The sequence below is a fragment of the Herbaspirillum sp. genome (assembly GCF_035644555.1).
Taxonomy (GTDB): Bacteria; Pseudomonadota; Gammaproteobacteria; order Burkholderiales; family Burkholderiaceae_D; genus Herbaspirillum.
This window is the reverse complement of sequence record NZ_DASQOH010000052.1, coordinates 151,350-166,254: the sequence shown is the minus strand read 5'-3', so window position 1 is coordinate 166,254 and position 14,905 is coordinate 151,350. Positions and strand designations below refer to the sequence as shown.

13 protein-coding genes and 5 tRNA genes are annotated in these 14,905 nt (G+C 62.5%); all 18 read right to left on the bottom strand.

The features are described from left to right. Positions 1 to 2: 2 nt before the first annotated feature. A complete protein-coding gene (locus VE092_RS14575) occupies positions 3 to 836 on the bottom strand; it encodes an adenosylcobinamide-GDP ribazoletransferase (RefSeq protein ID WP_324877892.1) in 834 nt (277 codons plus the stop codon). Then, a complete protein-coding gene (gene cobT / locus VE092_RS14570) occupies positions 829 to 1,863 on the bottom strand; it encodes a nicotinate-nucleotide--dimethylbenzimidazole phosphoribosyltransferase (protein WP_324877888.1) in 1,035 nt (344 codons plus the stop codon). The genes VE092_RS14575 and cobT overlap by 8 nt, the downstream gene beginning before the upstream one ends. A 159-nt stretch (positions 1,864 to 2,022) precedes the next feature. Continuing rightward, on the bottom strand, positions 2,023 to 2,997 hold the full coding sequence (locus VE092_RS14565) for a chemotaxis protein (protein ID WP_324877886.1): 975 nt from the start codon (positions 2,995 to 2,997) through the stop codon (positions 2,023 to 2,025). Between the two features lie 302 nt (positions 2,998 to 3,299). Then, positions 3,300 to 3,375: transfer RNA gene (locus VE092_RS14560), tRNA-Gly, on the bottom strand. 52 nt (positions 3,376 to 3,427) lie between these two features. Then, a tRNA-Gly gene (locus VE092_RS14555) sits at positions 3,428 to 3,503 on the bottom strand. 52 nt (positions 3,504 to 3,555) lie between these two features. Continuing rightward, a tRNA-Gly gene (locus tag VE092_RS14550) sits at positions 3,556 to 3,631 on the bottom strand. A gap of 11 nt (positions 3,632 to 3,642) precedes the next feature. Continuing rightward, positions 3,643 to 3,716: transfer RNA gene (locus VE092_RS14545), tRNA-Cys, on the bottom strand. Positions 3,717 to 3,867: 151 nt separating this feature from the next. Then, positions 3,868 to 3,943 (bottom strand) — tRNA-Gly (locus tag VE092_RS14540). Positions 3,944 to 4,013: 70 nt separating this feature from the next. Further along, complete coding sequence (gene pgsA / locus VE092_RS14535) at positions 4,014 to 4,613, bottom strand: CDP-diacylglycerol--glycerol-3-phosphate 3-phosphatidyltransferase (RefSeq protein WP_324877884.1); 600 nt, start codon at positions 4,611 to 4,613, stop codon at positions 4,014 to 4,016. A 124-nt stretch (positions 4,614 to 4,737) separates the two neighbouring features. Next, positions 4,738 to 6,603, bottom strand: a complete 1,866-nt coding sequence (uvrC, locus tag VE092_RS14530; RefSeq protein WP_324877882.1) for an excinuclease ABC subunit UvrC — start codon at positions 6,601 to 6,603, stop codon at positions 4,738 to 4,740. A gap of 15 nt (positions 6,604 to 6,618) precedes the next feature. Continuing rightward, positions 6,619 to 7,647 carry a beta-N-acetylhexosaminidase gene (gene nagZ, locus VE092_RS14525; RefSeq protein WP_324877880.1) on the bottom strand — a complete coding sequence of 343 codons (1,029 nt, stop codon included), beginning with the start codon at positions 7,645 to 7,647 and terminating at the stop codon, positions 6,619 to 6,621. Continuing rightward, a complete protein-coding gene (gene acpS / locus VE092_RS14520; RefSeq protein ID WP_324877878.1) occupies positions 7,644 to 8,036 on the bottom strand; it encodes a holo-ACP synthase in 393 nt (130 codons plus the stop codon). Before acpS ends, nagZ begins: the two co-directional genes overlap by 4 nt. A 10-nt stretch (positions 8,037 to 8,046) precedes the next feature. Then, positions 8,047 to 8,820, bottom strand: coding sequence for a pyridoxine 5'-phosphate synthase (gene pdxJ / locus VE092_RS14515; RefSeq protein WP_324877876.1), 774 nt, complete (start codon positions 8,818 to 8,820; stop codon positions 8,047 to 8,049). Positions 8,821 to 8,955: 135 nt separating this feature from the next. Beyond that, positions 8,956 to 9,816: a DNA repair protein RecO gene (gene recO / locus VE092_RS14510; RefSeq protein WP_324877874.1), complete on the bottom strand. Its 861-nt coding sequence runs from the start codon at positions 9,814 to 9,816 to the stop codon at positions 8,956 to 8,958. 103 nt (positions 9,817 to 9,919) lie between these two features. Continuing rightward, entirely contained in the window at positions 9,920 to 10,849 is a 930-nt protein-coding gene (gene era / locus VE092_RS14505; RefSeq protein ID WP_324877872.1) for a GTPase Era, read from the bottom strand. Continuing rightward, positions 10,846 to 11,808 (bottom strand): ribonuclease III, encoded by a 963-nt coding sequence (gene rnc / locus VE092_RS14500; RefSeq protein WP_324877870.1) that lies wholly within the window; start codon positions 11,806 to 11,808, stop codon positions 10,846 to 10,848. The genes era and rnc overlap by 4 nt, the downstream gene beginning before the upstream one ends. Before the next feature lie 201 nt (positions 11,809 to 12,009). Continuing rightward, positions 12,010 to 12,924 (bottom strand): signal peptidase I, encoded by a 915-nt coding sequence (gene lepB / locus VE092_RS14495; protein ID WP_324877868.1) that lies wholly within the window; start codon positions 12,922 to 12,924, stop codon positions 12,010 to 12,012. A gap of 1 nt (position 12,925) precedes the next feature. Next, entirely contained in the window at positions 12,926 to 14,719 is a 1,794-nt protein-coding gene (lepA, locus tag VE092_RS14490) for a translation elongation factor 4 (RefSeq protein WP_324877866.1), read from the bottom strand. Positions 14,720 to 14,905: the final 186 nt, after the last annotated feature.

Genomic DNA, 14,905 nt, shown 5'->3' with positions numbered 1-14,905 from the left:
GCTCAGGGGCCCCACCACGCGGGCAACGTGACCAGCGCGCCGAGATAGAACGCGGTTTCGCTCAGCTGCTGCACGGCGCCCAGGCAATCGCCGGTATAGCCGCCCAGGCGGCGCTGGAAACGTCGCGCCAGCCAGGCCGCGGCCAGAGCGGCCAGCAGTGCGCCCATGACGATGCGTTGCCAGGACATCAGGCCCAAGGCCCACACCCCGATCAAGGGCATGGCCGCCAGCAGCGAGGCCAGCAGGAACTCGGCGCCATGCATGTGCCGCGCCAGCGGCTTGGCCTTGCCTTCTTCGCGCACGTAGTCCATGCGCCAGATCAGGCAGGTGGCCAGCCAGCGCGACAACGGATGGGCCATGCCCAGTGCGGCCAGCACCTGGAACGGCAGCAATGCCTGCAGCGCCACCATCTTGGTCGCCAGCAGCAGGATCATGCCGATCACGCCATAACTGCCCAGGCGCGAATCGCGCATGATCTCCAGGGCGCGTTCGCGCCCCACGGCCCCACCCAGGCCATCGCAGACATCGGCAAAGCCGTCTTCATGGAAAGCCCCGGTGAGCCAGATGCCCGCCGCCGTGGACAGCACCACGGCCAGCGCATGTGGCCAGAACTGGACCGCCAGCAGGTACACCAGCGCACAGACCCAGGCCACCACCCATCCCACCAGTGGAAAATAGCGCGTACACCGCTGCAGCCATTCCGGCTCGAAGCCGACCCAGCGCGGGATCGGCAGGCGCGTGAAGAATTGCAGAGCGATGAAAAACAGGCGCAGCTGGTGCACCAGGCCGGTACCACGCCCTACCGGCGGAGTTGCTTGCTGGTGCGGTTCAGCCATGCCGGGTGCTGACGCTGGCCGATGAAAAGGTCGCCATCTGCTCCAGGAAATTGACAGCCGCCCGCAGCAGGGGCAAGGCCAGCGCGGCGCCGGTTCCCTCGCCCAGGCGCAGGTCCAGTTGCATCAGGGGACGTGCCCGCAGATAGTCCAGCATGCGGCCATGACCGGCTTCGTCAGAGCAATGCGAGAACACGCAGTAATCCAGCACCGTCGGTTGCAAGGCCGCCGCCACCAGCAAGGCCGATGTGACGATGAAGCCATCGATGAGCAAGACCATGCGCCGGTGCGCCGCGCCCAGCATGGCGCCGGTCATGAAGGCGATCTCCAGGCCGCCCAGCGCCGCCAGTTGCTGCAGGGGCGTCCTGGCTGCCGCATGCAATTGCAGCGCCCGCGTGATGGCATCGGCCTTGCGCGCCATGCCCTGCTGGTCCAGGCCGGTGCCGGCGCCGATACAGTCGGCCACCGGCATGCCGGTCAGCGCCGCCATCAGGGCCGCTGCGGCGGTGGTGTTTCCGATCCCCATCTCGCCAAAGCCCAGCACATCGGCCTGCACCGTTGCGGCCCATTGCAGGCCAGCCAGCAGCGCGGCCTCGCACTGCGGCACGGTCATGGCCGGACCATGGCAGAAATTGGCGGTACCGTAAGCGATCTTGCGGTCCAGCAGGCCGGGGCGCGGGCCGAAGTCATGATTGACACCGGCATCGACGATGCTCAGCGCACAGCCATTCTGGCGCGCGAAGACATTGATCGCCGCCCCACCCGCCAGGAAATTCTCCACCATCTGCCAGGTCACGCTTTGCGGATAGGCCGAGACGCCCTCGGCAGTCACGCCATGGTCACCAGCGCAGACGACGATGGCCGTACGCTCGACGCTGGGCCGGTCGCTGCCCTGGATCAGCCCGATCTGGCGCGCCAGGCGCTCCAGCGTACCCAGACTGCCCGGCGGCTTGGTCTTGTCATTGATGCGGGCATCCAGGCGCGCGGCCAGCGCGGCATCGTCGGTGGAAACGAGGGTGGGAATCAGCATGGCGTCGTGCTCGGTGCCGCGTAGCGCGGCAGGATCAAGGGAGCGACAGTATAAGAGATCGCCGGCGCCGGCGGAAACGACGATGGCGGCACCGGCAAAAAAAGAAGGGAGTCCTGCGACTCCCCGGGGCGGCATGGCGGCGGGCCACCCGTGCGGCGTTCAGGCCTTGGCGGTGGCCTTGTCCAGAACGCCATAGATGGTCGAGGCCAGTTCGTTGGCCTCGAACTTGGCGACATAGGCGTCGCCCCCCACGCTGCGGACGTGATCCTCGTTGGCCGAGCCGGACAGCGAGGAGTGGATGATCACCGGAATGCTCTTGAGGAAATCCTCGCGCTTGATGTTGCGGGTCAACGTGAAGCCGTCCATCTCCGGCATTTCCAGGTCGGTCAGTACGAAGGATATCTTCTCGGAAATCGGCTTGCCCTCGGCCCGGGCCTGCTTGGCCAGGGCCTGGATCTTTTCCCAGGCTTCCTTGCCGGTGACATGCATTTCGAACGGGATCTCCATGGCCCGCAGGCCCTGCTCGATGAGCGAGCGCGCGACCTTGGAGTCATCGGCGGCAATGGCCACCGTCCCGGGACGGATGCCATGGCTGGCGCTCTTTTCCAGGCTTTCCATCTTCAGGTGACGGTCGCTGGGCATGATCTCGTGCAGGATCTGCTCGACGTCCAGCACCTGGGCCAGGCGGCTGGTGTCCTTGTCATTGTCCAGGCGCGCGATGCTGGTGACGAAGGCGCCGCCCGTGCTGGATTCGGCCGACAGCACCTGACTCCACTCCAGGCGCACGATCTCGTCCACCGACTCCACTGCAAAGGCCTGGGTGCTACGTGCGTATTCGGTGACCAGCAGGATGTTCAGGCCGGTCTTGGGCACACAGCCGACCACCGCCGGCAGATCGATCACCGAAATGATCTGGCCCCGGATGTTGACCATGCCCAGCATGGGCGACTGCGTACCGGCGGCCTTGGTGACCGGCGGCATGGGCACGATTTCACGGATTTTGAAGACGTTGATGCCGAACAGCTCGGAGCGCTCCCCATGCGGATCCGCCCCCAGACGGAACAGCAGCAGCTCGAATTTGTTAGATGCGGTGAGATTGGTTCTTTCGTCAATCTCTTTCTGGAAACTATCCATATCTTCCCCCCGATTCGAATGGATGTGACAGGTAAGGACCTGCTCCAGCAATGTAGTGGGGAAACAAGCCCGTGGCAATCAGGCAATCGCCGATATTCGATTTTTTTGACTTCGATAAAATGGAGGAACCTGAAATGCGACGCCCTGCGTGCGGCGTGTACGGGAGAATCGGTGAGTATGCATGACACCGGCCTGTGCGCGCAGCCTTCAGGCGAGCGGCAGGATCGGCACGATGGAGGCGCAGAAAGGAAAGCGGAAGGCGGAAATGAAAAGAGGAAGCCCGAAGGCTTCCTCTTTCAACTTGGAGCGGGAGAAGAGTCTCGAACTCTCGACCTATACCTTGGCAAGGTATCGCTCTACCAACTGAGCTACTCCCGCATGGGAACTTACATCGACTGCAACAGGACACCGAAGCCGCCTGCCTTGAAACTGGAGCGGGAGAAGAGTCTCGAACTCTCGACCTATACCTTGGCAAGGTATCGCTCTACCAACTGAGCTACTCCCGCATGGGAACCTGCATCTACTGCAACAGGAAGCCGAAGCTGCCTGCCTTGAATCTGGAGCGGGAGAAGAGTCTCGAACTCTCGACCTATACCTTGGCAAGGTATCGCTCTACCAACTGAGCTACTCCCGCATGGAGCATTTTGGAGGCGGGGGTCGGGATCGAACCGGCGTAGACGGCTTTGCAGGCCGCTGCATAACCACTTTGCTACCCCGCCTTGGGGACACGCATACTACCTAAAACACGTGTTGTTTGCAAACATCTTTTTTGACTTTTTCGACAACTTTCCAAGCCAAACTTTCAATGCATGCTCACCTATCACAATAAAAAAAGGAAGCTTTGTTAGGCTTCCTTTTTTCCAAGTAACCTGGAGCGGGAGAAGAGTCTCGAACTCTCGACCTATACCTTGGCAAGGTATCGCTCTACCAACTGAGCTACTCCCGCATCGAAAACAGAACGCTATTATAAGCTGCCGTTGGCCTTTGTCAACTATCAAGCTTGGTTTTTTAATTATTTATTTAATTATCTTCTTCCGGTTTTCGGCATCGGCTTCCTTGATCATCGGCATCGCGCGACGCAGGTAATACAGCATCGACCACACCGTCAGCACCGCCGCCACCAGCAGCAGCAGGCTGCCCCAAAGGCGAGTGTCGATGACGCCGAACAACTGGTCGTAGTACAGCAGCATGGGAATGGCGATCATCTGCGCCGTAGTCTTGATCTTGCCCAGTGAACTGACGGCCACCGATTTGGATGCGCCGATCTGGGCCATCCACTCGCGCAGGGCCGAGATGGCGATCTCGCGGCCGATGATGACGAAGGCGATCACGGGGTGGACCCGACCCAGGTGCACCAGCACCAGCAAGGCGCCGGTGACCATGAGCTTGTCGGCGACCGGATCGAGGAAAGCGCCGAAGGCCGAAGTCTGGTTCCAGCGACGGGCCAGGAAGCCATCGAACCAGTCGGTGGCGGCGGCGACGATGAAGATGGCGGTCGCGGCAATACCCTGCTCATAGCGGTTCAGGCCGATCTCGGGCAGATAGTAGACACCGACGACCAGGGGAATGAGGGCCACCCGCAACCAGGTCAGCAGAATCGGAATATTGAAAGGCATACGTCTTGAAGGGTTGGAGCGGCGTACACGAAAAAAAATTTACCGAATAGTAGCAGAGTCATCCCCTGCTGCGCCCTCCTTTACGTCAGCGGGTACAGCAGGAGGTCGGCGGCGGCGGCGGCGGTCAGTGCAGTTGCCGGTAGATTTCCTCGGCCAGCTGGCGCGAAATGCCCTCCACCGAAGCCAGGTCGTCCACGCTGGCATCGGCCACGCCGCGCAGGCCCCCAAAGCGTACCAGCAGGCGCTGACGGCGCTTGGCACCGATGCCTTCGATCTCTTCCAGGCGCGAACTCTGGCGCGCCTTGGCACGCTTGGCGCGCATGCCGGTGATGGCGAAGCGGTGCGCCTCGTCGCGGATCTGGGCGATCAGCATCAGTGCGGCGGATTCCTTGCCCAGTTCCTTGGGCGCACGGCCATCGGCGAAGACCAGGGTTTCCAGGCCGACCTTGCGCCCTTCTCCCTTGGCCACGCCGACGATGAGGCTGATGTCCAGGCCCAGTTCGGTGAGCACCTGGCGTGCCATTTCCACCTGCCCCTTGCCGCCGTCGATCAGGACGATGTCGGGCATGACGCCTTCGCCGTTGGCGACCTTTTCATAACGGCGCGTGAGCACCTGGCGCATGGCGGCGTAATCGTCACCCGGGGTGATGTCGTTGATGTTGTAGCGGCGGTACTCGCCGTTCTGCATCGCATGGTGATGGAACACCACGCAGGACGCCTGCGTCGCCTCACCCTGGGTGTGGCTGATGTCGAAGCATTCGGCGCGCAGTTCGTCCAGGTCGTCGCGTTCCAGTTCCAGCACCTCGACCAGGGCACGCGTACGAGCCTGCTGCGAACCCTGTTCGGACAGCAGTCGCGCCAGCGCGATCTCGGCGCCCTTGCCCGCCATCTCCAGCCACTGACGGCGCTGGCCCTGGGGCTGGAAGGTCAGCGTAATGCGATGTCCGCATTGTTCCATCAGCGCCATCATCAGCGCGGGGTCATCGAATTCGGTGCCGACGATGAGCGAACCGGGGATGAACTTTTCGATGTAGTGCTGAGCCAGGAAGGCCTTCAGGACTTCCACCTCGATGCTGTCCTCTGCGGCATCCATGGCATCGTCCACATGCGTGGGGAAATAGGCGCGGTCCCCCAGGTGACGGCCACCGCGGACCATGGCCAGGTTCACGCAGGCGCGTCCGCCCTGCACGACCACGGCGATGATGTCGATGTCGGCATCGCTGACCGTTTCCATGCTCTGCTGGTGCAACACGCTGGAGAGCGAGCCGATCTGGTCGCGCACGGCGGCAGCCTGCTCGAACTTGAGGTCGGCGGCGAAGGCATGCATCTTCTGCTCCAGCGCTTCCATCACTTCACTCTGGCGGCCACGCAGGAATTTGGAGGCATTCTCGACATCGATGGCGTAGTCTTCACGGCTCACCAGGTTCACGCAGGGGCCGCTGCAGCGATGGATCTGATGCAGCAGGCAGGGCCGGGTGCGATTGCTGAAGACGGTGTCTTCGCAGGTCCGCAGCAGGAACACCTTCTGCAGGATCTGGATCGATTCCTTGACCGCCCCGGCATTGGGGAAAGGCCCGAAATACTGGTTGCGCTTGTCCACCGCGCCGCGATAGTAGGCCATGCGGGGGAAGGCGTGGCCGGTGATCTTCAGGTAGGGATAGGACTTGTCGTCACGGAAGAGGATGTTGAAGCGCGGGCGCAGCGTCTTGATCAGGTTGTTTTCCAGCAGCAGGGCTTCGGCTTCGCTGCGGGTCACCGTGGTTTCCAGGCGGGCGATGCGCTCGACCATCATGGCGATGCGCGGGCTGGTCAGGGTCTTCTGGAAATAGCTGGAGACCCGCTTCTTGAGGTCGCGCGCCTTGCCCACGTAGAGCACATTGTCGTCGACATCGAAGTAGCGATAGACGCCAGGCAGGTGGGGCAGACGGGCGACCGTTTCAAGCACGATCTCGCGGGGATCGGGCAGCGGAGATGCAGGAATATCGGACATGGATCTGACGGCGACTTACAAGGATTGCAGCAATGCGCGGGCGGCGAGATAACGCGCATCGGCTTGCAGCGCCTCCCAGCCGGGAGCCTGGCCCAGCGGCAGCAGGCTGGCGCGACGTGCAGCGGAAGCTGCATCGGTGCCCCCTTTGAGGCCGGCCAGGATGACATCCGCCTTGTCCGGCGAATTGCAGATCAGCGCCACGTCGCAACCCGCATCCAGCGCAGCCTGCGCTGCCTCCAGCGGGCCACCGGCGACACTGGCGCCGTGCATGCTGAGGTCGTCGCTGAAGATCACGCCCTGGAAGCCGAAACGCTCGCGCAGCAGCGACAGCCATACCTTGGAAAAACCGGCCGGCTGGGCATCCACCTTGGGATAGATGACGTGGGCCGGCATCACCGCCGCCAAGCTCATACCCAGCCAGTCATAAGGCGTGGCATCCACGCCCAGAATGGCATCCAGCTCCCGTTCATCGACCGGGATGGCCACATGTGAATCGGCCGTGACGAAACCATGGCCGGGGAAATGCTTGCCGCAATTGGCCATGCCAGCCAGCGCCAGACCGTGATTGAGACTCTTGGCCAGCAAGGTCACCACGCGCGGATCGCGATGGAAGGAACGGTCGCCGATCACGGTGGAGACGCCGTAGTCGAGATCCAGCACCGGCGTGAAGGACAGGTCGATGCCACAGGCGCGCAGCTCGGCGGCCAGCACGAAACCGGTGGCGGTCGCCAGCTTGGTGGCCTGCAGCACATCGCGGTCCCACAGCTGGCCGAGCTGCCCCATGGCCGGCAGGCGGGTGAAACCATCGCTGCGGAAGCGCTGCACGCGGCCGCCTTCATGATCGACGGCAATCAGGATGCCGGGGCGGGCCTGGCGGATCGCATTGGTCAGCGCGATCAACTGCGTACGGTTCTCGTAGTTGCGGGCGAACAGGATGACGCCACCGGTCAGCGGATGCTGCAGGCGGGCAATATCGGCGGCCTCCAGCCGAGTGCCGACCACGTCCAGCATCACCGGACCGAGGGGCTGGGCGACTTGATTCATGTCTTCTCCACGATGACAAAGGCGACGGCATATTCCGCTTCGTCGGTGATGGTGACCTGGGCGCTGAGTCCCTGCTCTTGCATCCATTGTTGCAAGGCGCCGCTGCAGACCACCACCGGCTTGCCGCTAGGGGCGTTGAGAACCTGCATGGCGCGCCAGGTCATGGGCATGCGCATGCCCATGCCAATGGCCTTGGAAAAGGCTTCCTTGGCCGCGAAACGGGTGGCCAGGAAGCGGATGCCACGGGCTTCCACCTTGGCCTTGCGGCGCAGGTATTTTTCCATTTCCTGCGGTCCCAGGATCTTGCCGGCGAAGCGGTCGCCGTGACGCTGCAGGGCCGCCTCCAGGCGCGGGATCTTGAGGATGTCGGTACCGATGCCGTAGATCATGCCGGCGGCCTCAACGGGGGGCCTTGAGGGCGTCCACGCGCGCCTTGACCATGATGGCCTTCATTTCGGAGACCGCATTGCGCCAGCCGACGAAGACCGCATGCGCCACCACGGCATGGCCGATGTTCAGTTCGGCGATCTCGGGAATGGCCGCAATCGCCTGGACATTGGTGTAGTGCAGGCCATGACCGGCGTTGACCTTCAGGCCGAGCTTGATACCAGCCTGCACGGCGCCGCGGATGCGCTCCAGCTCTTCCTGCTGCTCGCGCTCGCTGGTGGCATCGGCATAACGGCCGGTATGAAGTTCAATGACGGGCGCGCCCGATTCTGCGGCGGCCTGGATCTGTTCGACATCGGGATCGATGAACAAGGAAACACGAATGCGCTCCTGCTGCAACTGGACGATCGCGGCCTGCACATCGGCGAAGTGACCGCGCACGTCGAGGCCGCCTTCGGTGGTGACTTCGGTGCGCTTTTCCGGTACCAGGCAGACATCCTGCGGCTGGATGAGGCAGGCGAAATCGATCATCTCCTTCGTCACCGCCGCTTCCAGATTCATGCGCGTCTGCAGCAGCGGGCGGATGGCCTTGACGTCGTCATCGCGGATGTGGCGCCGGTCTTCGCGCAGGTGCAGGGTGATGGCGTCGGCGCCAGCTTCCTCGGCTTCCAGCGCGGCGCGCACCGGATCGGGATAGCGCGTTCCGCGCGCATTGCGCAGGGTGGCGACGTGGTCGATGTTGATGCCCAGTTCGATGGACGGGCCGGCGGGCTGCAGGAAACTCATGGCGTCAGGATGGTTCGTGTGGATGATGTTCGGATGTGCCTCTGGCCGCACATCGGGGACGTTGCGGCCAGGCAGTGATTGTAGCGGCTTGGGGACGAGCATGGGACGCGCGCCGGCGGACGGGCCGCCGGCTGATCACAGTTGCATGAGGTCGATCAGGATCTGGCGTGTGTTCAACTGCGCCCCGCCCAGGTGGTGCGAGAGCAGGTAGCGCATCAGGAACTTGCTCTGCAATTGCGTGGTGGGATCGCTGTAATCCTCGCGCTCCATGTCCAGCAGGGTCTTGCCACTGACCTTGGGCGCACGGTCGGAAATGCGCTCGGGACGCGTCCCCTGCTCCGGATCGACGACATAGATGCCATCGGCCTGCACAGTCTTGCCGCTGACCACGCAATGACTCCAGTTGCCGGCCACGCCGGTCTGCCTGAGCAGGACCCGTTCGAACTGGCGTAGCACGATCGGTGCATTCTCGCCATGGGCCAGCTTGTTCAGGGTCGCCACGTAATGATCGAACAGCGCCGGGTGTGCGTCTTCGCGGGCCAGCAGCTTGACCAGCAATTCGTTGAGATAGAAACCGCACAGCAGCGCCGACTTCTCCAGTGGCAGCAGGCCACCGACCCATTCGGCATCGGTCAGGGTACGCACCTCGGACTTGCCGCTCCACGACAGCGAGAGCGGCTGGAAGGTCTGCAAGGCGCCACGCAACTTGGAATGCGGGCGCTTGGCGCCCTTGGCCACCAGCGCCACGCGACCATGGTCACGCGAGAAGACGTCGATGATGAGACTGGTTTCCTTGTACGGATAGCTGTGCAGCACGAAGCCCGGCTGTGCCAGTATCTTGTGCTCCTTCTCCGGCACGGCGCGGCTGCGCGCACGAGGTGCGGCCGGCTTGCGCGCCGGGGCCTTGACAGGCACCTGCGGCACGACCGCCGACGCTGCGGCATTTGCCGGATCAGCCTGGCTGTCGAGCTGGGATTCGGTGAGCATGGTAGTCATGGATATCCGTCCTGAATGCGTGAAGCCACGTCGTTAGGGCGCGGCGTAATGCCATGATGATGCAGGAATTTCGCGCAGCCCGCAGGACGGGCCGCAGTCGGGATCATTCGTAACCGTAGGCGCGCAGGCCGGCTTCGTTGTCGGCCCAGCCCGATTTGACCTTGACCCAGATCTCCAGGTAGACCGGACCGCCGAACAGACGCTCCATGTCCAGCCGCGACTGGGTGGAAATTTCCTTCAGGCGTGCGCCCTTCTGACCGATCACCATGGCCTTGTGGGTGTCGCGTTCGACCAGAATGGCGGCGAAGATGCGGCGCAGGTTGCCTTCCTGCTCGAACTTCTCGATCAGCACCGTGCTGGTATAGGGCAGTTCTTCGCCGACAAAGCGGAACACCTTTTCCCGCACGATTTCAGAGGCGAGGAATTTCTCGCTGCGGTCGGTGATGTCGTCTTCGTCGAACATCGGCGGATTCTGCGGCAGCAGCTGGCGCACTTCTTCCTGCAGGCGATCAAGCTGGAAGCGCTGCTTGGCCGAGACCGGGACCACCGCAGCAAAGTCATGATGCGAGGCCACTTCGGCGGCGAAAGGCATCAGCGTGGTCTTGTCCTTGTTACGGTCAGCCTTGTTCAATACCAGAATGCAGGGCACGTTGGCCGGCAGCAGGTCCAGCACCTGCTTGTCGGCCGGGCCGAAGGTGCCGGCCTCGATGACGAACAGGATCACGTCGGCCGCCGTCAGCGTATTGGTGACGGTGCGGTTCAGGGTCTTGTTGAGCGCATTGCTGTGGCGGGTCTGGAAACCGGGCGTGTCGACGTAGACGTACTGGGTATTCTCGATGGTCTGGATACCAGTGATGCGATGGCGCGTGGTCTGCGCCTTGCGCGAGGTGATGCTCACCTTGGCACCGACCAGCACGTTCATCAGGGTGGACTTGCCGACGTTGGGACGACCGACGATGGCGATGTAACCGCAACGGTAATCGTCACCGGGGGTCTGTGCCGACGCGTCGCCGGCCATGGGGGAATCTGTCATGCTGTTCTGGATTGCGTGGCGGATGAAGCCGCCGAAATGGGTTCTGCTGCGGCCGTTTCAGGGCGGTCGCCGGGTTGCCTGCTGTCACCGCTGGCCGGGTTCTTCTGTTCCTTGGGAGCCTTGGCCGGCTTGCTGCCATTGGCACGGGCCGCCGAGGACACCCCCTCCGGGCGGTTGCCCTTGCCGCTTTCCTGGTCCGGTGCATCGGGCTGGATGGTAGCGATGCCGGCCAGCTTCAGCTGGGTGGTCCGGGTGCGCGGCTTGCGGCCGGCTGTGGGGGTCTTGGCCAAGGCCAGTTGCACCGCTTCCAGCGCCAGCTTGGCTGCGGCCTGCTCGCCCGCGCGGCGGCTACCGCCGGTGCCGAAGACCTGGATGTCCAGCTTGGGCACCAGGCATTCGATCTCGAATTCCTGGCTATGCGCGGCACCATGGGTGGCGATGACGTTGTATTGCGGCAGCGGAATCTTCTTGCCCTGCAGGAACTCCTGCAGCAGCGTCTTGGCATCCTTGCCCAGCGTACGGGGATCGACGTGTTCCAGTACCGGGACGTAGAGCGAGCGGATCACCGCGCGCGCCGCCTCGAAGCCGGAATCGAGGAAGATGGCGCCGAACAGCGCCTCCAGAGTATCGGCCAGGATGGACGGACGGCGGAAGCCGCCCGATTTCAGTTCACCCTCGCCCAGGCGCAGGAATTGCGACAACTCCAGCCGCTGGGCGATTTCATACAGGGACTGCTGCTTGACCAGGTTGGCACGCAGGCGCGAGAGGTCGCCTTCATCGATCTTGTCGTAGCGTTCGAACAGCAGGGAGGCCACCACGCAGTTCAGTACCGAATCGCCGAGGAATTCCAGCCGCTCGTTATGCAAGGCGCTATGGCTACGGTGGGTCAAGGCCTGCTGCAGGAGCGACGCGTCCTTGAAAGTGTGGCCTAGCCGTTGTTGCAAGAGTTGAGGATCCATTTTTTCATCCGTCATTCAGTCTGCCGCCCCGTTCGCGCAGTGGCGCGAGGATCGGGGATTACCAGCCTGACCAGTCAGCGGGATCGGTGCAAAGCACAGCTGAAAACTGCTCCGGGTCTGCCTCCACAACGCAAAATTGCCAAATGGAAATTTCGGAAACTGCAGAAACTGCGAAAGCTGCTCGATCAGGGGAGGCAGCCCTTAGTGGAAGCTGCCGATCCGCTTGATATCGCCCAGGTTCATCCAGACAAAGAAGGCCTTGCCGACGATGTTCTGGTCCGGCACGAAGCCCCAGTAACGACTGTCGAGGCTGTTGTCCCGGTTGTCACCCATCATGAAATACTCGCCCGGCGGCACCGTGCAGGCAAAGCCCTCGGCGTTGTAGGTGCACAGCTCATGATGCGGGAAGGCATCGGGATTGGGCACGAAGTTGGGAGCACGCTCATCGGTCAGGATCTTGTGTTCCACGCCGGTCAGGTTTTCCTGCCATTGCTTATAGTACGTCAGATTTTCCTCGTCCAGATAATCTGGCAGCGCTTTGTAAGAAATTTGTTCACCATTAACCGTTAAGCGCTTGTTTTTATAGACTATTTTATCACCAGGCACACCCACCACGCGCTTGATGTAGTCCACCGACGTATCCTTGGGATACTTGAAGACCATAACGTCGCCACGCTGCGGCTGGTTCACTTCGATGATCTTCTTGTTGATGATGGGCAGCCGGATGCCGTAGGTGAATTTGTTCACCAGGATAAGGTCGCCTACCAGCAGAGTCGGCACCATCGAACTTGACGGGATCTTGAACGGCTCGTAAAGGAAGGAGCGCAGGCAGAACACCAGTGCGATGACCGGAAAGAAGCTGCCCGAATATTCGATCCAGGCCGGCTGCTTCAGCAGGCTGGCCTGGAGTTCGGCGCGGCCGGTGGCCACGGCACCGTCACGCGGGATGCCCTGGGCCTCGTCGCGCGCCACGCGGGCATCGAACTCGGCCAGGGCGGCATCGGCGCGGGCGCGACGCTGCTTGGACAGGAAGAAGGTATCGGCGAACCAGATCACACCGGTCACCACCATCAGCACGAACAGAATGAGTGCGAAGTTGCCCAACAAAGCCTGCATGTTATTTATCTTCCACTTGTAAGATTGCCAGGAATGCTTCCTGCGGGATTTCGACCGAGCCCACCTGCTTCATGCGCTTCTTGCCGGCCTTCTGCTTTTCCAGCAGCTTGCGCTTGCGCGAGATGTCGCCACCGTAGCACTTGGCCAGCACGTTCTTGCGCATGGCCTTGACGTTCTCGCGCGAGATGATGGTGGCACCGATGGCAGCCTGGATGGCGACGTCGAACATCTGGCGCGGGATCAGCTCGCGCATCTTGGCCGCCACCTGGCGACCGCGGATCTGGGCGGCGGCACGGTGCACGATGATGGCCAGTGCATCGACCTTCTCGCTGTTGATCAGCATGTCCACCTTGACCACATCGGCGGCCCGGTATTCCTTGAACTCGTAATCCATCGAGGCATAGCCGCGCGAGGTCGACTTCAGGCGATCGAAGAAGTCCAGCACGATCTCGGCCATCGGCATTTCATAGGTCAGCTGCACCTGCTTGCCGTGGTAGCTCATGTTCATCTGGATGCCGCGTTTCTGCGTGCACAGGGTGATGACCGAGCCGACGTACTCCTGCGGCATGTACAGGTTCACGGTGACGATGGGTTCGCGGATTTCCTCGATCTTGGAGACTTCCGGCATCTTCGACGGGTTGTCCACCATCAGCAGGGTGCCGTCGCGCTGCTGCACTTCATACACCACCGTCGGCGCAGTGGTGATGAGGTCCATGTCGAACTCGCGCTCCAGGCGCTCCTGCACGATTTCCATGTGCAGCAGGCCCAGGAAGCCGCAGCGGAAGCCGAAGCCCAGCGCCTGCGAGACTTCGGGTTCGTACATCAGGGCGGCGTCGTTGAGCTTCAGCTTTTCCAGCGAGTCGCGCAGGGCGTCATACTGGTTGGCCTCGACCGGGAACAGGCCCGCGAACACCTGGGGCTGCACTTCCTTGAAACCCGGCAGCGGCGAAGGCGCCGGCTTGCCGGCCAGGGTGATGGTGTCGCCCACGCGGGCCGATTTCAGTTCCTTGATGCCGGCGATGACGAAGCCCACCTGCCCTGCCGTGAGCGCATCACGCGATTGCGACTTGGGCGTGAACACGCCGATGCTTTCGGTCAGGTACTGGGTCTCGGTGGCCATCAGCAGGATCTTGTCCTTGGGGCGCAGGGTGCCGTTGACGATACGCACCAGCATGACCACGCCGACGTAGTTGTCGAACCAGGAATCGATAATCAATGCCTGCAGCGGTGCATCCGGATCGCCCTTGGGCGCCGGCACCTTGGCCACGATGGCTTCCAGCACGTCTTCCACGCCCAGGCCGGTCTTGGCCGAGCACGGAGTGGCGTCGGAGGCATCGATGCCGATCACGTCCTCGATCTCGCTCTTGGCGTTGTCGGGGTCGGCCGAGGGCAAGTCGATCTTGTTCAGTACGGGCACCACCTCCACGCCCAGATCCAGGGCGGTGTAGCAATTGGCCACGGTCTGCGCTTCCACGCCTTGCGAGGCATCGACCACCAGCAGTGCACCCTCGCAAGCCGACAGCGAACGCGAGACTTCATAGCTGAAGTCGACGTGGCCCGGGGTATCGATGAGGTTCAGATTGTAGATCTGGCCATCCTTGGCCTTGTAGGACAGGGCTGCGGTCTGGGCCTTGATAGTGATGCCGCGCTCGCGCTCGATATCCATCGAATCCAGCACCTGGGCTTCCATCTCGCGGTTGGACAGCCCCCCGCACAACTGGATGATGCGGTCGGCGAGCGTGGACTTGCCGTGATCGATGTGGGCGATGATCGAGAAATTACGGATATTGTTCATTAACAGACTGGAAACGATGAAAAAAGGCGCTCTGAAGCGGGCATTGCCCAGCCGAGCGCCTTTGCAACAGCTTATTCGACCCGGCATTTTACCGGATTTCAGAGTGACAAGCCCGACTTTCGGGTGCCGGGCCGCTGGCCGGGAGGCGAAAAAACCTCGCGCAAGCACGTCACACGGGGCGTGCAG

Excerpts from the sequence above, each read along its gene's own strand:
- VE092_RS14575 (WP_324877892.1), bottom strand. The coding sequence starts at position 836 with ATGGCTGAACCGCACCAGCAAGCAACTCCGCCGGTAGGGCGTGGTACC.
- cobT (WP_324877888.1), bottom strand. The coding sequence starts at position 1,863 with ATGCTGATTCCCACCCTCGTTTCCACCGACGATGCCGCGCTGGCCGCG.
- VE092_RS14565 (WP_324877886.1), bottom strand. The coding sequence starts at position 2,997 with ATGGATAGTTTCCAGAAAGAGATTGACGAAAGAACCAATCTCACCGCA.
- pgsA (WP_324877884.1), bottom strand. The coding sequence starts at position 4,613 with ATGCCTTTCAATATTCCGATTCTGCTGACCTGGTTGCGGGTGGCCCTC.
- uvrC (WP_324877882.1), bottom strand. The coding sequence starts at position 6,603 with ATGTCCGATATTCCTGCATCTCCGCTGCCCGATCCCCGCGAGATCGTG.
- nagZ (WP_324877880.1), bottom strand. The coding sequence starts at position 7,647 with ATGAATCAAGTCGCCCAGCCCCTCGGTCCGGTGATGCTGGACGTGGTC.
- acpS (WP_324877878.1), bottom strand. The coding sequence starts at position 8,036 with ATGATCTACGGCATCGGTACCGACATCCTCAAGATCCCGCGCCTGGAG.
- pdxJ (WP_324877876.1), bottom strand. The coding sequence starts at position 8,820 with ATGAGTTTCCTGCAGCCCGCCGGCCCGTCCATCGAACTGGGCATCAAC.
- recO (WP_324877874.1), bottom strand. The coding sequence starts at position 9,816 with ATGACTACCATGCTCACCGAATCCCAGCTCGACAGCCAGGCTGATCCG.
- era (WP_324877872.1), bottom strand. The coding sequence starts at position 10,849 with ATGACAGATTCCCCCATGGCCGGCGACGCGTCGGCACAGACCCCCGGT.
- rnc (WP_324877870.1), bottom strand. The coding sequence starts at position 11,808 with ATGGATCCTCAACTCTTGCAACAACGGCTAGGCCACACTTTCAAGGAC.
- lepB (WP_324877868.1), bottom strand. The coding sequence starts at position 12,924 with ATGCAGGCTTTGTTGGGCAACTTCGCACTCATTCTGTTCGTGCTGATG.
- lepA (WP_324877866.1), bottom strand. The coding sequence starts at position 14,719 with ATGAACAATATCCGTAATTTCTCGATCATCGCCCACATCGATCACGGC.